Genomic DNA, 17,577 nt, shown 5'->3' with positions numbered 1-17,577 from the left:
TCTCACAATTCGCGCCGCAGCAGGCCGAGGGCCGGCGTATCGGCCGCCGCGCTGCGGCTGTCTGTCCGGGGCCGGAGCAGTCCCGCCCCGCGCAGCGGGGACAGGTTCTTCGCCGGCCAATAGGTCGGCCGGGCATCGCGCGACGCGCGCGAGACGGCAGCGGCCTCCTCCACCGTGCAGATGCTGGCGACATAGGAGGGATCGTTTCCGAACACCGCGCCGCGCCGCGCGAGCTTGTCATATTGCAGCGGCAAGGTGTTGCGCACACCCGCAAGGCCGAGACCGCCCTTGGCGTCGATCGACATCATCTCGTCCATGCACATCTTGCCGCGCTCGACGCACAGATTGAGGATGGCACCATAGAGGTCGGGATCGACGGAGGCGTAGTGGCGGACGGGTTCGTTCTCGCTCGGCTTTTCGAGTTCGAGATAACTGTCGCGGTTGAGAGCCGCGGATGCGGTCCTGGCCTGTGCCACCCACTGGCTGAAGGCATCATCGGATAGGCCGTGGAAGGCAAAGCGCATGCCCGAAAAGCCGGCGCCGCTATAATTGGCGGAGAAACCGCTATAGGTGCCCGGCCGGTTGATGACGGCGTGCAGCTTCGTCTCCATGCCCGGCATGGCATAGATCTGCCCGGCGAGGGCTGGAATGTAGAAGGAATTCATCACCGCCGAGGAGGTGATGCGGAAGTCGATCGGCTGGTTGACCGGCGCCGCCAGCTCGTTGACGGCAGCGATGCCGTAATCGGGATAGATGAACAGCCATTTCCAGTCGAGCGCCACGACCTCGACCCTGAGCGGCTTGTTCAACTGGGTGACGGGCTGGCCGGGTTCGATCCTGTCGATCCGGCGGTACGGGTCGAGCAAATGCGTGCCGAGCCAGGTCAGCGCGCCAAGGCATATGATGATGAGAAGCGGTGCTGCCCAGATCACCAGTTCCAGTTTCGTCGAATGATCCCAATCCGGTGCATAGGTCGCCGAGGCATTGGAGTGCCGGTAGCGCCAGGCGAAAAAGACAGTCAGCGCCATGACCGGCACGATGATGATCAGCATCAGCAAGGTCGAGACCACCAGCAGGTCGCGCTGCTGGGCCGCGACATCGCCTGCCGGCGCGAGCACGACCATATCGCAGCCGCTCAACAGCCCGGTCAGGGGAAACAGAAGCAAGGCCCCAAATCGTTTCATCAGATGCTGCCCTCGATGGACCGCCGCAACGTGGAGGGATGTTGCGGTGCGGTATCAACAAAGGGCTACTGCCGGCGGCGGCGCGCTGACATTGGACAATTTGTCCAATGCCCAGCCGGGGTGGGTCTGGCACAGTGTGCAGCGCACAATGGAATCCCTGTGATTGGGTCCCAGATATTTCATTCCACGCGGTGGCGACGGACAAGATGGCTCAGACTTCGACTGCCGAAACAAACAGCGGGCTGATCGGCTCGGACCACGGCCAGGTCAGCGCGGGCGATATCGCGGTCGGCGTGATCGTGGGCAGGACGTCGGAATTCTTCGACTTCTTCGTCTATGCGATCGCGTCCGTCATCGTGTTCCCAAAGCTGGTGTTTCCGACGCACGATCCGCTCGTCGGAACGCTCTACTCCTTCGCCATCTTCGCGCTGGCCTTCATCGCCCGTCCGTTCGGCTCGGTTCTGTTCATGGCCGTCGATCGCGCCTATGGCCGCGGGGCGAAATTGACGATCGCGCTGTTCCTGCTCGGCACCTCGACCGTCGCCATCGCGTTCCTTCCCGCCCATGGCGATATCGGCCCGCTTGCGATCTGGCTTCTGGCGCTGGCCCGCATCGGGCAAGGCGTGGCGCTCGGCGGAACCTGGGACGGACTTCCCTCGCTGCTGGCGCTGAACGCGCCTCAGAACCGGCGTGGCTTCTACGCCATGATCCCGCAACTCGGCGCGCCGATCGGCCTCATCGTGGCGAGTTCCCTCTTCGCTTTCTTCGTCGCCAACCTGTCGGCCGACGACTTCCTTGCCTGGGGCTGGCGCTATCCTTTCTTCGTCGCCTTCGCCATCAATGTCGTGGCCCTGTTTGCCAGGCTGCGCATTGTGGTGACGCCCGAATTTTCAAGATTGTACGAGAGCGGCGACCTGCAGCCGACGCGCATCAGGGATACGATCAGGGCCGAAGGCCGCAACGTCGTCATCGGCGCCTTCGCGCCGCTGGCGAGTTTCGCCCTGTTCCACATGGTGACGGTGTTTCCGCTCTCCTGGGTGTTCCTGTTCACCAATGAGGGGCCGGCGCGCTTCCTGACGATCGAGGCGGTGAGCGCTCTGTTCGGCATCGCGGCCATCGTCGCATCGGGGCCACTGGCCGATCGTGTCGGACGCCGTGCGCTGCTCGGCGGTTCGGCGATCGCCATCGCGACGTTCAGCGGCTTTGCCCCGCAGCTTCTGGATGGCGGCACCGTTGGGGAGGCCGTGTTCATGGTGCTGGGCTTCATCCTGCTGGGGCTGAGTTTCGGGCAATCGTCGGGCGTCGTCGCATCGAGCTTTTCGCGACACTATCGCTATACCGGCTCGGCGATAACCTCGGATCTCGCATGGATGTTCGGCGCCGGCTTCGCGCCGCTCGCAGCCCTGCTTTTGGCCGGCAATTTCGGCCTCATCGCGGCGGGCGCCTACCTGCTCTCGGGCGCGGCCTGCACCTTGCTTGCCTTGTGGATCGACGGGCGGCGTTCGGTCGCGGACCGTCCGACCGACTAAACTCTATAAATGGCCGGAAGGGTCAGCGAGCGTCGCCGGAGCCGCTGCCCTCCCGGTCAGCGGAACATCGAGCCGCGATCCCCGTCGAGCGCCGCGCCGTAGACGAAGCTCGCGGCGTCGGAGCAGAGGAACAGGATCGCTGCGGCAAGGTAAGGCTCGCCGAATACACCGGCGCCGTCACGCTCCTCCATGTCGAGCTGGACAGTGGCCAGACCTGCCGCCCGAAACCGGCGCCGAGGTCGGCCTGCGGGCCGAACCCGGGCATCTGCACTTCTTCGACCAGGAAGGGCGGGCGATCTGATCTGCCGCGTCCCGGCGTTCTATTCCGCCGCCAGTGCGGCGACTTCCCGCCGAAATGGCAATGCGTCGCCGATGTCAGGTTCGTCCAGCTCCCGGGCGAAGCGGTGGCCGGCATAGGTTGCCCAGGCGATCGGCCCCGGTGCTTCGGCGTCGCCAATGACCTTGACCGAACGGATGCCGTTGTCGGCCCACTCGTTTTCCCGCGCCTTGAGCTCGCGCCAAACGGCCTCGTCCTGATTGCGTGACGTGACCAGGACGACGGCATCGGCCGTCAGATCCTGTTTCGCGCCGGTGTAGACGCAGGCCGTCACGACGCCACCTGAAGCGACACTCGTGACGGTCCTGTTGAGGACGATATCGACGCCGAGTTCAGCCAGGCGGCGGTGAATGGCCCCTTGCTCCAGCGTGTTGCGGGTCCAGTCCGAGACATAAGCCGATGGCGTCACCAGGGTCACCTTCGTTCCCCGAAGCGCCATCAGCTCGGCGAGAACGCCGCCCATGTAATAGTGGTCGTCGTCGAACAGCACGACCTTGCCGGCCGGAACCTTGCCGGCCATCAGATCGTCGGGTGAGTAGACCGGCATCGCGGCGTCGATCGGCATCGGCACGACATGGGCACGAGCGACGCCGTCGCGGCGCCAAGTCGATCCGGTGGCAATGGCGACGTTCTGGAAGCCGAACGAGAGGATGTCACCGGCCGACAGCCGGCTTTCGAAATAGATGTCGACATCGGGCATCTGGCTGAGCTGATACTGCCGATAGTCGCGCACCCTGCCCCAGGCCGACAGGCCTGGAAGTTTGCTTTCGCGCGCCACGCGTCCGCCAAGCTCAGTGCCCGCTTCCGCGATGGCCACTTTATAGCCGCGCAGGCCGAGCGCACGCGCGGCCTCCAGTCCGGCAGGCCCGGCGCCGACGATCAGGACGCTGTCGCTGTCGCCTTTCGCCTGCATGCGCTCAGGATGCCAGCCTTTGCGCCATTCCTCCATGAAGGTCGGGTTCTGCGTGCAGCGCGAGATCGACATGGTCATGTCGCCGGTGATGCAGATGTTGCAGCCAATGCATTCGCGGATGTCCTCGATACGCCCCTCCTCGACCTTCCTCGGCAGGAAGGGATCGGCGATCGACGGGCGCGCGCAGCCGATGAAGTCGAGCGTGCCCGACCTGATCATCCTGACCATCACGTCGGGCGAAGTGAAGCGGCCGACGCCGACGACCGGCTTCGAGGTCAGCTTCTTGATGCCCGATACCAGGCTTTCCTGCGCCGCCTCGTCCTTGAAGCGTGACGGACCCGAGCAATCCTCCCAGGCGCCGTGCGCGAGATCCCAAAGATCGGGCAGTTCGGCATGCATCTCGATCATGTCGCGGACCTCCGAATTGGCGAAGCCGTGTTCACCGATCATCTCGTCCAGCGACAGCCTGAGCGTCAGGCCGCACGTGTCGCCGATCGCGTCGCGCCCTTCCCCGATCAGCTCGCGCATCAGCCGCGAACGGTTTTCCAGCGAGCCGCCATATTCGTCGCCGCGCTGGTTGGTGGCCGTCGACAGGAAATGCTGGATGATGCCGAAGCCATGCGCGCCATAGAGGCACACCAGGTCGAAACCCGCCTGCTTGGCGCGTTTGAAGGCATTGCGGTGCCAGCGGCGCAGGTCGCGTATATCCTCTCTGTCCATGGCGCGCGCCTGCACCGGATCATTGGTGAAGGTGCGGATCGGCAGGGCCGACGGCCCGCGCGGCACCTCCTTGGTGTAGAGGTTGGGACCGTTGATCCCGGAATAGGCGAGCTGGATGCCAGCCAGCGCCCCGTGCTCGTGCATGGCCTCGGCCATCTTGGCCAAAGCCGGAATGTCGGCGTCATCCCATAGCCGCAGTTCGATGAAGGGCGTGATCTCGGAGGTATGGTGCATCTCCGTCTGCTCGGTGAAGATCACGCCCCAGCCGCCTTCCGACTTGATGCGGCGCATCTCTGCCGCCGCCGATGGATCGCGATAGCCACCGCCATTGCAGTGCGGAACCTGATAGAAGCGGTTCTTGGCCGTCACCGGACCTATCTTCATCGGCTCGAACAGGATGTCGTAGCGTGGGTCGCGCATGTAGCTTCCTCCCTGCCGGCTCGGCACCGCCGGTGCTGCCGAGACTACTCATAAGTTCGAGCCGGCGCGGGAAAACTACGGATTTCTTCTGTGCCGATTAGGACGCGCCTAATCGCGCGCGCCGGCGCGAATTAGTCTGCGTTGAACCGGGGCTGAGCGAAATGCGACTTCAGAGCATCGGCGGCATGATGCTAGACAGCCAGAACCCGACCGAGAGACAGAAAATGGACAGCATCAGGATTCTCGAACGGCTGATCGCATTCCCCACGGTGAGCCGCGACTCGAACCTCGACTTGATCGGCTATGCGGCCGACTTGCTCGAAGCGAGCGGCGTTGCCTGCCAGATCGTCCACGGCGCGGACAGGCACAAGGCCAACCTCTTTGCCACCATTGGCCCGGCAGGCAGACCCGGTGTCATGCTGTCCGGCCACACCGACGTCGTTCCCGTGGACGGCCAGAACTGGACGCTGCCTCCCTTCGAAATGACCGAGCGTGACGGCAAGCTTTATGGGCGCGGCGCGGCGGATATGAAGGGTTTTGTGGCCTCTGCGCTCGCGACCTGCATCAAGGCCTCCAGGATGGCGCTTCGGACGCCGTTGCATCTGGCGCTCTCCTGTGACGAGGAAGTCGGCTGCCTGGGCGTGCGCGACCTGATCGAAATGCTGAGTGCGGCGCCGCAGCGCCCGCTGCTGTGCATCGTCGGGGAGCCGACCAACATGCAGGTGGCGACCGGGCACAAGGGCAAGCTTGCCGCTCGCGCCGTCTGCAGGGGACGCGAAGGCCATTCGGCGCTCGCCCCGCTGGCGCTCAACGCGATCCACCTTGGGTGCGATTTCGTGCGCGCCTTGCGTGACGAACAGGAACGGCTGGCCCGCGACGGCGCCCGCGACGGCGACTACGACATTCCCTACACGACGGTTCATGTCGGCAAGATCAATGCCGGCGTCGCGCTCAACATCGTGCCCAACCTCTGCCACGTCGATTTCGAGATCCGCAACATTGCCGCCGACGATGCCGCCAGCATTCTCGACAGGCTGCGCGCCGCCGCGGTGCGCATTGCCGGGGACGCCGCTTCGATCGCGGCAGAGGCAGCGATCGACATCGAGATCACCAACACCTATCCGGGCCTCGACACGCCGGCCGCATCGGAGGCGGTGGCTTTCGTCAAGTCGCTGACCGGTGCCAACGACACGATGAAAGTCGCGTTCGGCACGGAGGGCGGATTGTTCAGCCGCGATCTCGGCACGCCTGTAGTCGTCTGCGGGCCGGGCTCCATGGCGCAGGGCCACAAGCCCGACGAATTTGTCAGCGTCGAACAGCTGCGTCGTTGCGACGCGATGCTGGACAGATTGCTGGAACGGCTCACGGACGGCTGGCCGTGAGCCGCATGGCAGGTCTCACTTCACGATGCGCTCGGTACCGAAGACGCCCTGCTCGACGACGAAGCGGCGACAGTGGTCGATGAAGGCCTGCACCGTCAGCGTGCGATGCTCGGCGTTCGGCAGGGCAATCCCTATGGTCAGCGGCCTGAGGTCGCCCAACAAAGGCACAAAGACCAGCAATTTGCCGTCCGGCGACATGGTGTTGAGCGGCCGCATATTGGCGATGCCGTAGCCGAAGCCGTTGGCGACCATCGAGCGCATCACGGCGATGTCGCCGGTACGCTCGACGATCTTGGGCCGCAGGCCCCTGGGCTGGAAAGCCGACAGGAAATATTCTCTGCTGTAGGGCAGGTCAAGCAGCACCATCGGCTCATCGACCAGTTCCTCGGGCGTGATACCTGCCTTCGCCGCCAGGCGATGCGCGGCCGGCAGCATGACATAGGCCGGCAACTGCATCAGCGGCTCGAAAGTCATGTCTTGCGACAGCTCCAGATCGTAGGTCAGCGCGGCGTCTATTTCGCCACGTTGGAGCATCTCGAACAATTGCCCCTGGTTGCGCTCGAATTGCCTGACCCGCACATCGGGATAGGCGTCCTCGAATTTCTTGCGCAGTGCCGGCAGCACGATCTGGGCGAAAGTGAGCAGGCAGCCGATCGCCAGCGGTCCGCGCACCTTTTCGGCGATATCCCCGGCAATGTCGTGCAGCGCATCCGCGTCGTTAAGCAGACGCGCTGCTTCCTTGAGGAACAGGCGCCCGCCCGCCGTCAGCGCCAGCGCGTGCGAATGCTTGCGCACGAAAAGCTGCACGCCGAACTCGGCTTCGAGCTGAGCGATCGACGCCGAGATCGATGGCGGCGAGACATTCACCTGCTCGGCCGCCTTGGCGATCGAACCCGCTTCGCCAACGGCGACGAAATATTCGAGTTGTCTCAGCGTGAAGCGAAGCGGCATGGTGGCTATGTTGCCGGTTTGCAGCCGGCGATCAAGTCGCGGCAGCTTCTCAATATTTTATCCAGGTAGTCTTCAGCGCGGTGTACTTGTCGAGCGCGTGCAGCGACAGGTCGCGCCCGAAGCCGGACTGCTTGAAACCGCCGAAGGGAGTCATCGGGCTCAGCGCGTCGACGGTGTTCACGGAAACCGTGCCGACGCGCAGCCCTTCCGCGAGACGATGCGCCCGCGACAGGCTGTCGGTCCACAGAGATGCGGCCAGGCCGTAGACGCTGTCGTTGGCGATGCGAAGCGCCTCGTCTTCGGTGTCGAAGGCGATCACCGACAGGACCGGACCGAATATCTCGTCGCGCGCAAGCGGGTCGTCGGGCGAGACGTCGTCGAAGATCGTGGGCTGCACAAAACTGCCGCGCCCGTCGACGGTAACCCGGTCGCCGCCGGTCACTAGCCGTGCCGACTTCTTGCCGCCATCGACGAAACGCATGACGGTCGCGGCGTGGCGCGCGTCCACCATCGCACCCATCCTGGATGCAGGGTCGAGCGGATCGCCGGGCTGGGTCGCCGTCGCGCGCTGCGCCAGTTTCTCGACGAGCGTATCCTTGATGCCGCGCTCCACCAGAAGCCGGGAGTTGGCCGAGCATACCTGTCCCTGGTTGAAGAAGATGCTGAAGGCGGCCATGTCGGCTGCCGCGTCCAGATCACCGCAATCGGCGAACACCAGATTGGGGCTCTTGCCACCGGTCTCCAGCCAGACCTGCTTCATGTTCGACTGGCCGGAATATTGCAGGAACATCTTGCCGACAGCGGTCGATCCGGTGAAGGCAAGGCAATCCACGTCCATATGACGGCCAAGCGCCTGGCCGGCCGTCTCGCCGAGGCCGGGCACCACATTGAGCACGCCGGCGGGCAGCCCTGCCTCCATGGCAAGCTCGGCCAGCCTGAGCGCCGAGAAAGGCGACTGCTCGGCGGGTTTGAGCACCACCGAATTGCCCGCAGCCAGCGCGGGCGCGCATTTCCAGGTCGCCATGTCGAGCGGAAAGTTCCACGGCACGACGGCGCCCACGACCCCGAGCGGCTCGCGCCGTACCAAAGCAAGGTCGCCTCGGGCCGTCGGCGCCACCTCGTCATAGACCTTGTCTATCGCTTCGCCATACCACTGGAAGATCGCCGCCGACCCCGGCACGTCGACGGTCGCTGCGTCCTTGACCAGCTTGCCCATATCAAGAGATTCCAGCAGCGCGAGCTCCTGCAGGTTCTCGCGCAGCAATTCCGCCAGCCGCAGCAGCACCCGTTTGCGATGCTGAGGGGTCGCTCTCGACCAGACGCCGGCCTCAAAACTGCGACGTGCCGCGGCGACGGCAAGGTCGATGTCCTCTTCGCCGCAGGAAGCCACCTCAGCGAGCGTTGCTCCGGTGGCCGGATTGATGCTGGTAAATGTTCTGCCGGAACGCGCGGGCATTGCCTTGCCGTCGATGAACGCCCTGTCGCGAAAACGGATAGCCGAGGCTTTGCTGATCCAATCCTTATGACTGAGTTCGCTCATGCTGGCTCCAGATTGTCGAACTACTCATCACCGGGAACGCCGTAGCTTGGCGCACCGGACGGGTTGAGGGCGCGCGTGACATAAGCATCGAGCTGGGGCTTATAGATGTCCCACAGCATTGCCAGCTGCTCGACCGGACACCCTTCGGTCCAGTCGCAACGCAGGTCGGCGACCGGCCATGACACATCGCGTACCAGTTTCATACCGGCGGAGCGGACAGGCCCCGCCTCGCCGCCGGCCTCGAGCGCGGCTCGCATGGTGGCAATCAGCCGGTCTCCGAGATCGCCCTCGGAGGCGAGAAAGGCGTCCACCATGGCTTTCGGAACCCTATCGCTGGCAAGCAGGTTGCCGCCGCAGGCGACGTCCTCGCCGCGTGCCTCGCTCCAGATGCCAAGCGCTTTCGGTCCCGAATGGATCGCGCTGCCGCCGGCCTTGTCGACCGCCAGGACCTGCCGGTATTCGCTGAAAGCAGCCGTGCGCTTCAGGATCGCGACGGCTTCGGCGGCGGAGGCGCCTCGCGCCATCAGCTCCAGCGCCCGTGGCCCGAGCGTCGGGTCCGTGACATTCTGGCTGGCAACGGCGCCGACGCCGGCCTGTGCATAGGCGCAGCGGGCCGCGACCGCGGGGGATGACGAGGACACCGCCACTCCGAACATGCCGGTGCGCCGGCACCGTGCGACGATGGAGAAGGTCATGGCGCTCAGTCCGGAATTACGGCCGTGCCGTCGATCTCGACCAGCCATTCCGGCCTTGCCAGGGCCGACACGACAAGGCCGGTCGAAACCGGATAGACGCCCTTGATGTATTCGCCCATCGTCCGGTAGACGGCTTCGCGATGGCGGACATCGGTGATGTAGACCACCACCTTCACCAGATGCTCCATGGTGCCGCCGCATTCCTCGATGAGCTGCTTGATGTTCTGCATCACCTTGTGGGTCTGCTCGACCGGATCGTGGCTGGCGATATTCTTGGCGGTGTCGAGATCCTGCGGGCACTGCCCGCGCAGATAGATCGTCCGGCCACCCCGTGTGACGACCGCCTGGCACAGATCGTTGTCGAGCTTCTGCTCGGGATAAGTGTCCTTCGTATTGAAGGTGCGAATTCGGGTATGCTTCATCTTGATCTCCATCAGGTCGGGCTCGCGGCCGTCGCCAGCTTTGGTCAGGCGTCCACGGTCTCGCGCTTAGCGGCGTGATAAGCGAGATATTTGCGCTGCGTCGAAATACGGTCGGCCACGTGCTTGGCATCGTGCCACACGCCCCAGATGAAGCTCGATCCCCTGCGCGACTGCCAGGGGAGGCCCAGGAAATAGATCCCTGGCTCGGTCGAGACGCCGCGCTGATGCCTCGGCCGGCCCTGCTCGTCAAAGGCATCGACCTTCAGCCAGCTGTAATCGACGGCAAAGCCCGTCGCCCAGATGATCGAACTTATCCCGGCTTCGGTCAGATCGAGCTCGAGGATCGGATTGGTCACGCAGTCCGGGTCAGGACCGATCCGGCGGGCAGCGGGTTCTTCGGGAAGGTCGAGACCGTTGCGCGCGACATAGGCGTCGGCCTCGTCCAGCAATGCCATCAGATTGGCATCACCGCGGGCAATGTTTTTGGCAAGATCGGGCGCGAAGGTCATGGCACCGTCCTGGTACGCCCTCGTCATGCCAACGAGCGTAAGCCCCTGCGCCGCCAGACGGCGAAAATCGATCGTTTCTCCGCCCCGCGCACCGCTCACCGCGATCGTGACATGCTCCGTGCCGGGTCCCGGAGTTTCGAGGTCCCATTTGCCGAGAACGCCCAGCCACCAGCAGAAGTCGCGGCCGCGATAGGCGCGCGGCGGGCGGTCGTGCGCGCCTACCGAGAGATAGACGCGTTTGCCAGCGCGCTGGAGTTCGTCCGCAATCTGGACGCCCGAGGATCCCGCGCCGACCACCAGCACCGCGCCTCTCGGCAACTGCGCGGGATTGCGGTAGGCGCTGGAGTGGATTTGCAGGATGCCGGCATCGGCAGGAACGACGGGCGGGATGACCGGGACCTGGAAAGGGCCAGTCGCCGCGACAACGCTGTTGGCCTCGATCATGCCATCGGACGTCTCGACACGGAATCCGGGCCGCCCGATGTTTCTTCGCACAAGCCTGACCTCGACACCGCAGCGGACCGGCGCATTGATCTGCTTTGCGTAAGCGACAAAATAGTCGGCGACCTCTTCCTTGGAGGGAAAGCCATCGGGGCCTGTCACAGGAAATTCCATGCCCGGGAAGCGGTCGTGCCAGGCCGGGCCATTGGCAACCAGGGAGTCCCACCGCTGCGAGCGCCAGCGCTCGGCGATGCGGCCGCGTTCGAGAACGAGATGCGGCACCCCGCATTTGCCCAGGTGCTCGCTCATGGCCACCCCAGCCTGGCCGCCGCCGACGACAAGCGTGTCTATCGTCTCAACCGACATGCCCAGTCCTTTTCTGACCATCCGACAGCTCCCGCCGCACGCGATGAAACCGATTTCCGGCGGCCGGCAACGCAGCCCCGGGAGATCCATTTCTCCGTGTTCCGGACAGGCCGTGCGCCATCCGGTCGCCTCCCCATTGGCGCTCACAAGTAACAGCACGCGCCGGTGGGCGCCCATAACGAATCTCCGAAGTCACGCGTAACCATTTCCGAATTTCTCGTGCCGATGGACGCATCTACAGTTTCAGCGGCCGGATCCGCAGCGCCGCATGAGCTGGCCGCGAAGCCGGGCACGTGTCGGCACGGAATTGTTGCGGAACAGAACGCAGCCTCGCAGCGGTCCGTTCGGCAATGCCACGAGCCGGCATTCTCGAGGGGCTGGCATGAAGACTGAGAGCTATGATTACATTGTCGTCGGCGCCGGTTCGGCCGGATGCGTGGTGGCCAATCGGCTGAGCACCGATCCGGCGGTCAGGGTGTGCCTGGTAGAGGCAGGCGGCAGCGACAACAGCCTGCGGGTAAGGATTCCGGCGGGCATTCTGTCGCTCTATGGCAACCCGAACTACGACTATTGTTTCGTCGGCGTGCCGCAGCCCCGTCTCAACAACCGCCGCATTCCGGTCAACCGGGGCAAGGCGCTGGGCGGATCGAGTTCGATCAACTCGATGGTCTATATTCGCGGTGCCGCGCAGGACTATGACGAGTGGGCCGGGCTCGGCTGCACCGGCTGGGCTTACAGCGACGTGCTGCCGGTGTTCAAGAAGCTGGAGCGCAACCTCATCGCCCAGGACCCACGCTATCACGGCACGGACGGCGAGCTCATGGTCGACAATCCGCGCGATCCGAACGTGCTTTCCGCCATGTTCGTCAAGGCCGGGGAAAATGTCGGCCTGCCCGCCAACGAAGACTTCAATGCCGAGAGCCAGTTCGGCCTCGGCATCTACAACGTCACCCAGAACCGGGGCCAGCGCTTCAGCAGCTTTACCGCCTTCATGCGTCCGGTGCTCCAGCGCGGGAACCTGACGCTGCTCAGTGCATGCGAGGTAGTCGACCTTGTCGTCGCCGAAAGGCGTGCCACCGGCCTGCGGGTGCGCCACGACGGCGAGCAAAAAATACTCGCGGCCAGCCGCGAGATCGTGCTCTGTGCCGGGGCCATCAACTCGCCCACGATCCTGATGGCATCCGGCATCGGCCCCGCGGACGAGCTGCGGCAGATCGGCATCACTCCGATTCTCGATCTGCCTGGTGTCGGCAAGAACCTGCAGGACCATGTCGACGGCATGGTCACCGTGCGCTCCAGGAGCACCAGGACGCTCGGCCTGTCGTTTGCCAACCTGCCCCGCATTGCGGCAGCGCCTTTCCAGTATTTCGCGCGCCGCAAGGGAATCCTCACCACCAACTATGTCGAAGCCGGTGGCTTTGCCAAAACCAGGCACGCGAACGGCCTGCCCGATGTTCAGTTCCACTTCGTGCCGGGCTATCGCAGCCATCGCGGCAGGCTCATCGAATATGGCCACGGCTACGCCATTCACACCTGCGTTCTCAGGCCGAAAAGCGTTGGCGAGATCAGATTGTCACGGGACAGTTCTCGCCGTGACGTTCTCATCGACCACCGCTTCTTCGCGGACGAGGACGACGCCATGGTGCTTGTCGAAGGCATCAAGATCGCGCGCAGGATTCTCGCCGCGCCGGAGTTCGATAACATCCGTGGCAAGGAGATGCTTCCCGGCAAGGATGTTCGAAGCGACGACGAGATCCTGGCCTATCTGCGCGCCGAAGCTCTGACCGTCTACCACCCTGTCGGAACCTGCAAGATGGGGACGGACGCGATGGCGGTCGTTGATCCGGCGACGCTGAAAGTGCGAGGCGTGGACGGTCTCCGGGTCGCCGATGCGTCAGTCATGCCGAAGCTGATCGGCGGCAACACAAACGCGCCAAGCATGATGATCGGACAGAAGTGCTCGGAGATGATCCTGGGCTAGGCGTATCGCGGCGAAAGGTAAGGACCCGCTCCGCCTTTCAACATCGTAGGCAGTTCAGCGTTGGCAACGCCGACCTGCCGACGACCCTTTGTGTTTCCTCGAGATTGCTCTCAATGATCCTCATCGATCTCGTCGTGCAAGAGGCCGAGGATGCGGCGCTTGAGGGCGATGAACTCGGGTTCGAGGATCACATCCATCGAACGCGGCCTTGGGATGTCGACCTTGATCTCGGCCTTGATCTTGCCGGGCCGGGCCGTCATCACCAAGACGCGATCGCCCAGGACCAGCGCCTCGTCTATATCGTGAGTAACGAACAGCACCGTCTTTTGCTGCCGCTCCCAGACGCGCAAAAGCAGTTTCTGCATGGTGCCGCGCGTCTGGCTGTCGAGGGCGCCGAACGGCTCATCCATCAACAGAACGGCCGGATCGTTGGCAAGGGCGCGCGCGATCGCCACGCGCTGCTTCATGCCGCCGGAAAGCTGGGCGGGGTAGTGGTCGGCAAACGGCGCGAGGCCGACTTCGTCGAGATACTGGTCGACGATCTGCTTGCGCCGCCCCGCCGGCAGGCCCTTGCGCTTGGGTCCATACTCGATGTTGGCGCGCACGGTGAGCCAGGGAAACAAGGTGTAGCTCTGGAACACCATGCCTCTGTCTGGACCCGGTTCGATCACTTCCCTGCCATCGACCTTGATGCTGCCTGAAGTCGCGTCGTTGAGGCCGGCCGCAAGGTAGAGCAGGCTCGATTTGCCGCATCCCGAAGGGCCGACGATGACGCAGAATTCGTTCTTGGCCACCTTCAGCGACACATCGTCCAGCGCCAGCACGCCGTTGGCGTCGCCGTAACGCAATGTCAGGTCCTCAACGGCCATCGTCGTGCCGGTCGAGCGCGGATCGCCGGTCGTCGCGGCCGTGCCGGCCAGATCGTTCGCCTTTATGGTCTCGCTCATTGCTACCCTTGATCCGACTGCGGTTTGCGAGCTTGCGTTCAAGATCAGGATGCCCATGGCGCGACCCTGGCCCGGATGATGCGGAACGCCGTGTCGGTGATAAGGCCCAGAAGCCCGATCGCGGCGATTGCCATGAAGATCACATCGACCTGGAAGCCTCGCATCGCCTTCAGGCTGATATAGCCGAGGCCGCTCGACGCGGCGACGAGTTCGGCCACGACCAGATAGGTCCAGGCCCAGCCCATGGTGACGCGAAGCGTGTCGAGGATGGCTGGAAGCGCGGCCGGGAAAATGACGTGCCACACCGCTTCGCTCCGCTTGGTGCCCAAAGTGTAGGAGGCGTTGACCAGGTCCCTGGAGACGCTGCGCGCACAGTCCGAAATCATCACGAGCTGCTGGAAGAAGGTGCCGAAGAAGATGACCGCTATGCGCTGTTCGATACCGATGCCGATCCAAAGGATGAACAGGGGCACGAAGGAGGTCACAGGGAGGTAGCGGATGAAGTTGACCAAGGGCTCCAGCGGCGCCTGCACCACCCGATAGGTCCCCATCCACAGCCCCAGCGGCACCGAGATCAGCGAGGAGACGATGAAGCCCAGGATCACCACCTTGGCGCTGGTGAAAGTGTGGTAAAAAAGGCTGCCGTCCTGGGACATGCGATAGGTCGTCTGCAGCACGGTTCCGGGCGTCGGCAGGAACATGTTCGGCACGACGCGGCCATAGGACAGCAGCGCCCAGCCGCCGATCACGACCACCCACATCGCCAGCGCGAGTGTCGTTGCCGTGCTGGCGGGAATGTTGGCGAATGGGGTCGTCAGGCGTGTCCACGCCGTCCGCCTCTGTGCCATGGCATGGCCTCCGTTGATTTTCTGAAGCGAGAAGGCTCCGGCCCGTCGGGAAATCGGGGTCGGCCCAAGCGGACCGACCCCGGTTTCTCGAAGGCTCATTGTTCCCTGATGAAGTCGGTATCGAGGATGGTTTTCGCGTCGATCGTCATCTTGAGCTTGCCTGCCTTGCCCCAGATGTCCTGCGCGAAATTCACCAGCTCGGACGCCTCGCTCTTTTCCGGCATACCGAAGAATTCCAGGTTGCGATCGCGATCGTAATAGCGCACGCCCTTGGCGCCGGCGGCGAAATCCTCGGGCTTTTCGAGATAACCGCCAATGCCCTTGGCCATGATCTCATAGGCCTTTTCCGGATTGGTCTTGATGTATTCCACCGCTTTGTAATAGCCCTTAACGAGGGCCTTTACGTCCTCGGGATGCTTTTCGACCAGATCGCATTTGAGGGCGATCACGTCGACGATCAAGCCAGGGGTGGTCGTGGAATCGATCAGCACCTTGCCCTTGCCGCCCTTGCGGACTTCGGTGAGGTGCGGCTCCCATGTCACGGCGGCGGGAACCTGGCCGGCGATGAAGGCAGTCGCCGCGTCATCGGCGGTCATGTTGGTGATGGTGACGTCATCCTCGGTCATGCCTTCCTTTTTCAGGAGCACGTTGAACCAGAATTCGGAAACGGAGCCCTCGTTCAAGGCCACCTGCTGGCCCTTCAGATCCTTGAGCGACTTGATATCGGGCTGCGTGACGACGCCATCACCGCCGTGGCTGTCGTCGAGCGCAAGGACGTATTTGAAGCAGAGATCGTCCGAGCGGTACTTCATCAGCTCGTCTACGGTGGAGGCGGCGCCATCGAGATCGCCGCCGGCGACCGCAGCCATGTAAAGCGCTGATTCTTCTATGACCTTCAGGTCGACGTCGACGCCGGCCTCCTTGAAGTAACCGAGGTCGCGGGCAAGAAACAGCGGCCCGTAACCTACCCAGGTCGTCATGCCGAGACGGATGGCGCCCGCATTGGCGGGAGCTGCAAGCCCCAGGCCCAGCAGGCCTGCGCCGACCGCGCTCATCAGGCAGTTTCGAAATGTCTTCATTGTCGTGGTTCCCCTATGGCTGTTGCCGGCATCGGCCTCATTCTCGCGGCCTATGCCGGTTGCGTTTCGGCAGCCGCTCTTGTTTGGGCGTCGCCTCCCAGCGAGCCTTGCGTGTTCTAAGGTTTGCAACAGAGCATCCGGGCCGGATCGCAAAAAGAAGTCTTTTTCTGCCCATTGCTTCGTCGAAACCGAAGCGGCTCGATAGCCGATCGGCGGCCTGGCTCTGGACCTGGCTGGCCATTTTCCGCAGGGCCGCCGACAGAAGCGGCCTCAATGCCACGGCGCTCGAAAAGACGAGAGTCCCGTGCGCGAACCCCTCCTGCGGGGCATAGGAACCGACGAGGGCGGCCGACGTTTTCGCCAGATGAACGAAGCTGCCCGCACGAGATTGGAGAGCCTGCCGAAACGCAGGCTCATCGGACTGGAGCCAAGGTGGAACTGAACGGCGGATGTCTTTGCGGCCGGATTCGCTTCAACGTCACAAGCGAACCGAGAGTGCACTATTGCCATTGCGATATGTGCCGGCGCGCGACCGGCAGTGCATTTGCGGTCCTGGCGTGGGTGCCTTCGCCAGACCTGACCTGGATCGACGCCACTCCCGCCTATCGCCGATCTTCGCCAATCGCCCAAAGGGGGTTCTGTCCCGCCTGCGGATCGCCGCTCAGCCTTGCCTATGACGTCTCGCCCGGGGAAATCGCGCTGCATGTCGGCACATTCGACGATCCAGCGCGGCTGGAGCCTCGCTACAACTACGGATCAGGGCAGCGGCTCGGCTGGGTCTGCTGCGGCGTGGACTTGCCGCACCGCGAAACCGAGGAACGCTGGTAGCGCATGAAGGCGATGCGGCTCGCTGGCCGAAAGGACGGAGATCGATGTGATGAGTATTTTCTATCGGGCGGCCAAGATTGCGGAGCAGGCGCATGCATCGCAGCATGACAAGACAGGAGGCCCCTATATCGATCATTGCCGTCGAGTGGCCGACGCCGTCGAAACGATAGATCAGAAAGTCGTCGCCTATCTGCACGATGTCCTGGAAAAAAGCGAAGGCTGGAGCCGGGCCAAGCTCGAAGAGGCGGGCTTTGGACCGACGATCGCCGCCGCGGTCGACGCCATGACACGCAGAGAAGGCGAGGACTATTTCGCATTCGTACGCCGGGCCGCCTCGAACCCCTTGGCGCTGCCGGTAAAACGGGCGGATCTGGCCGATAATATCTGGCAATCAAAGCAGATCGGAGCATCCACGGCCAAGTATGAAGAAGCGTTGCGCATTCTTGACGACGAGTTCACCAAGTGAGTGCCGGGATGCTGGCGGC

At 63.8% G+C, this 17,577-nt stretch carries 15 protein-coding genes and 1 pseudogene; 5 read left to right on the top strand and 11 right to left on the bottom strand.

Going from position 1 to position 17,577, the window contains the following annotated elements; genetic code table 11:
* Nucleotides 1–2: 2 nt before the first annotated feature.
* Nucleotides 3–1,184 carry a ubiquinol oxidase subunit II gene (cyoA, locus tag LB524_RS26650; RefSeq protein ID WP_224531278.1) on the bottom strand — a complete coding sequence of 394 codons (1,182 nt, stop codon included), beginning with the start codon at nucleotides 1,182–1,184 and terminating at the stop codon, nucleotides 3–5.
* A gap of 206 nt (nucleotides 1,185–1,390) precedes the next feature.
* Between cyoA and LB524_RS26645 the strand changes: the two genes are divergently transcribed.
* On the top strand, nucleotides 1,391–2,713 hold the full coding sequence (locus LB524_RS26645; RefSeq protein WP_224531275.1) for an MFS transporter: 1,323 nt from the start codon (nucleotides 1,391–1,393) through the stop codon (nucleotides 2,711–2,713).
* A gap of 56 nt (nucleotides 2,714–2,769) precedes the next feature.
* Here LB524_RS26645 and LB524_RS28945 read toward each other — a convergent pair.
* Nucleotides 2,770–2,862, bottom strand: a pseudogene (locus tag LB524_RS28945) (SDR family NAD(P)-dependent oxidoreductase); the annotation flags it as partial.
* A gap of 171 nt (nucleotides 2,863–3,033) precedes the next feature.
* A complete protein-coding gene (locus tag LB524_RS26640) occupies nucleotides 3,034–5,103 on the bottom strand; it encodes an FAD-dependent oxidoreductase (protein ID WP_224531272.1) in 2,070 nt (689 codons plus the stop codon).
* A gap of 224 nt (nucleotides 5,104–5,327) precedes the next feature.
* Here LB524_RS26640 and argE point away from each other — a divergent pair, with 224 nt between their 5' ends.
* The gene (gene argE, locus LB524_RS26635) at nucleotides 5,328–6,485 is read left to right on the top strand and encodes an acetylornithine deacetylase (protein WP_224531301.1); all 1,158 of its coding nucleotides are present in this window, start codon (nucleotides 5,328–5,330) and stop codon (nucleotides 6,483–6,485) included.
* A gap of 15 nt (nucleotides 6,486–6,500) precedes the next feature.
* Here the strand turns inward: argE and LB524_RS26630 are convergent, their stop codons facing one another.
* From LB524_RS26630 to LB524_RS26610, 5 genes are read right to left on the bottom strand one after another with little or no spacing between them, the layout of a single operon-like run.
* Nucleotides 6,501–7,436 (bottom strand): LysR family transcriptional regulator, encoded by a 936-nt coding sequence (locus tag LB524_RS26630; RefSeq protein ID WP_015316459.1) that lies wholly within the window; start codon nucleotides 7,434–7,436, stop codon nucleotides 6,501–6,503.
* A gap of 49 nt (nucleotides 7,437–7,485) precedes the next feature.
* Nucleotides 7,486–8,976 carry an aldehyde dehydrogenase gene (locus LB524_RS26625; RefSeq protein ID WP_015316458.1) on the bottom strand — a complete coding sequence of 497 codons (1,491 nt, stop codon included), beginning with the start codon at nucleotides 8,974–8,976 and terminating at the stop codon, nucleotides 7,486–7,488.
* Between the two features lie 20 nt (nucleotides 8,977–8,996).
* The gene (locus tag LB524_RS26620; protein WP_140614607.1) at nucleotides 8,997–9,671 is read right to left on the bottom strand and encodes a DUF1028 domain-containing protein; all 675 of its coding nucleotides are present in this window, start codon (nucleotides 9,669–9,671) and stop codon (nucleotides 8,997–8,999) included.
* Nucleotides 9,672–9,676: 5 nt separating this feature from the next.
* Nucleotides 9,677–10,093, bottom strand: coding sequence for a RidA family protein (locus LB524_RS26615; protein WP_015316456.1), 417 nt, complete (start codon nucleotides 10,091–10,093; stop codon nucleotides 9,677–9,679).
* A gap of 44 nt (nucleotides 10,094–10,137) precedes the next feature.
* Nucleotides 10,138–11,409 (bottom strand): flavin-containing monooxygenase, encoded by a 1,272-nt coding sequence (locus tag LB524_RS26610; RefSeq protein WP_224531300.1) that lies wholly within the window; start codon nucleotides 11,407–11,409, stop codon nucleotides 10,138–10,140.
* A 382-nt stretch (nucleotides 11,410–11,791) separates the two neighbouring features.
* Here LB524_RS26610 and LB524_RS26605 point away from each other — a divergent pair, with 382 nt between their 5' ends.
* Nucleotides 11,792–13,390, top strand: a complete 1,599-nt coding sequence (locus tag LB524_RS26605) for a GMC family oxidoreductase (protein WP_224531269.1) — start codon at nucleotides 11,792–11,794, stop codon at nucleotides 13,388–13,390.
* 110 nt (nucleotides 13,391–13,500) lie between these two features.
* Here LB524_RS26605 and LB524_RS26600 read toward each other — a convergent pair whose 3' ends face one another.
* The 3 genes from LB524_RS26600 to LB524_RS26590 all read right to left on the bottom strand — a co-directional run bounded on the left by LB524_RS26600 (nucleotide 13,501) and on the right by LB524_RS26590 (nucleotide 16,264).
* A complete protein-coding gene (locus LB524_RS26600) occupies nucleotides 13,501–14,259 on the bottom strand; it encodes an ABC transporter ATP-binding protein (RefSeq protein WP_224531299.1) in 759 nt (252 codons plus the stop codon).
* Between the two features lie 122 nt (nucleotides 14,260–14,381).
* A complete protein-coding gene (locus LB524_RS26595; RefSeq protein WP_140660837.1) occupies nucleotides 14,382–15,185 on the bottom strand; it encodes an ABC transporter permease in 804 nt (267 codons plus the stop codon).
* A gap of 95 nt (nucleotides 15,186–15,280) precedes the next feature.
* Nucleotides 15,281–16,264: an ABC transporter substrate-binding protein gene (locus tag LB524_RS26590; protein WP_224531267.1), complete on the bottom strand. Its 984-nt coding sequence runs from the start codon at nucleotides 16,262–16,264 to the stop codon at nucleotides 15,281–15,283.
* Between the two features lie 432 nt (nucleotides 16,265–16,696).
* Between LB524_RS26590 and LB524_RS26585 the strand changes: the two genes are divergently transcribed.
* Both LB524_RS26585 and LB524_RS26580 read left to right on the top strand, forming a co-directional pair.
* Nucleotides 16,697–17,092, top strand: a complete 396-nt coding sequence (locus LB524_RS26585) for a GFA family protein (protein WP_015316449.1) — start codon at nucleotides 16,697–16,699, stop codon at nucleotides 17,090–17,092.
* Between the two features lie 49 nt (nucleotides 17,093–17,141).
* Nucleotides 17,142–17,558, top strand: coding sequence for an HD domain-containing protein (locus LB524_RS26580; protein WP_224531264.1), 417 nt, complete (start codon nucleotides 17,142–17,144; stop codon nucleotides 17,556–17,558).
* Nucleotides 17,559–17,577 lie beyond the last annotated feature (19 nt).

This window comes from Mesorhizobium sp. ESP6-5 (assembly GCF_020164695.1).
Taxonomy (GTDB): Bacteria; Pseudomonadota; Alphaproteobacteria; order Rhizobiales; family Rhizobiaceae; genus Mesorhizobium; species Mesorhizobium australicum.
The sequence above is the reverse complement of the archived record's forward strand: the minus strand, read 5'-3'. Positions and strand labels throughout refer to the sequence as shown.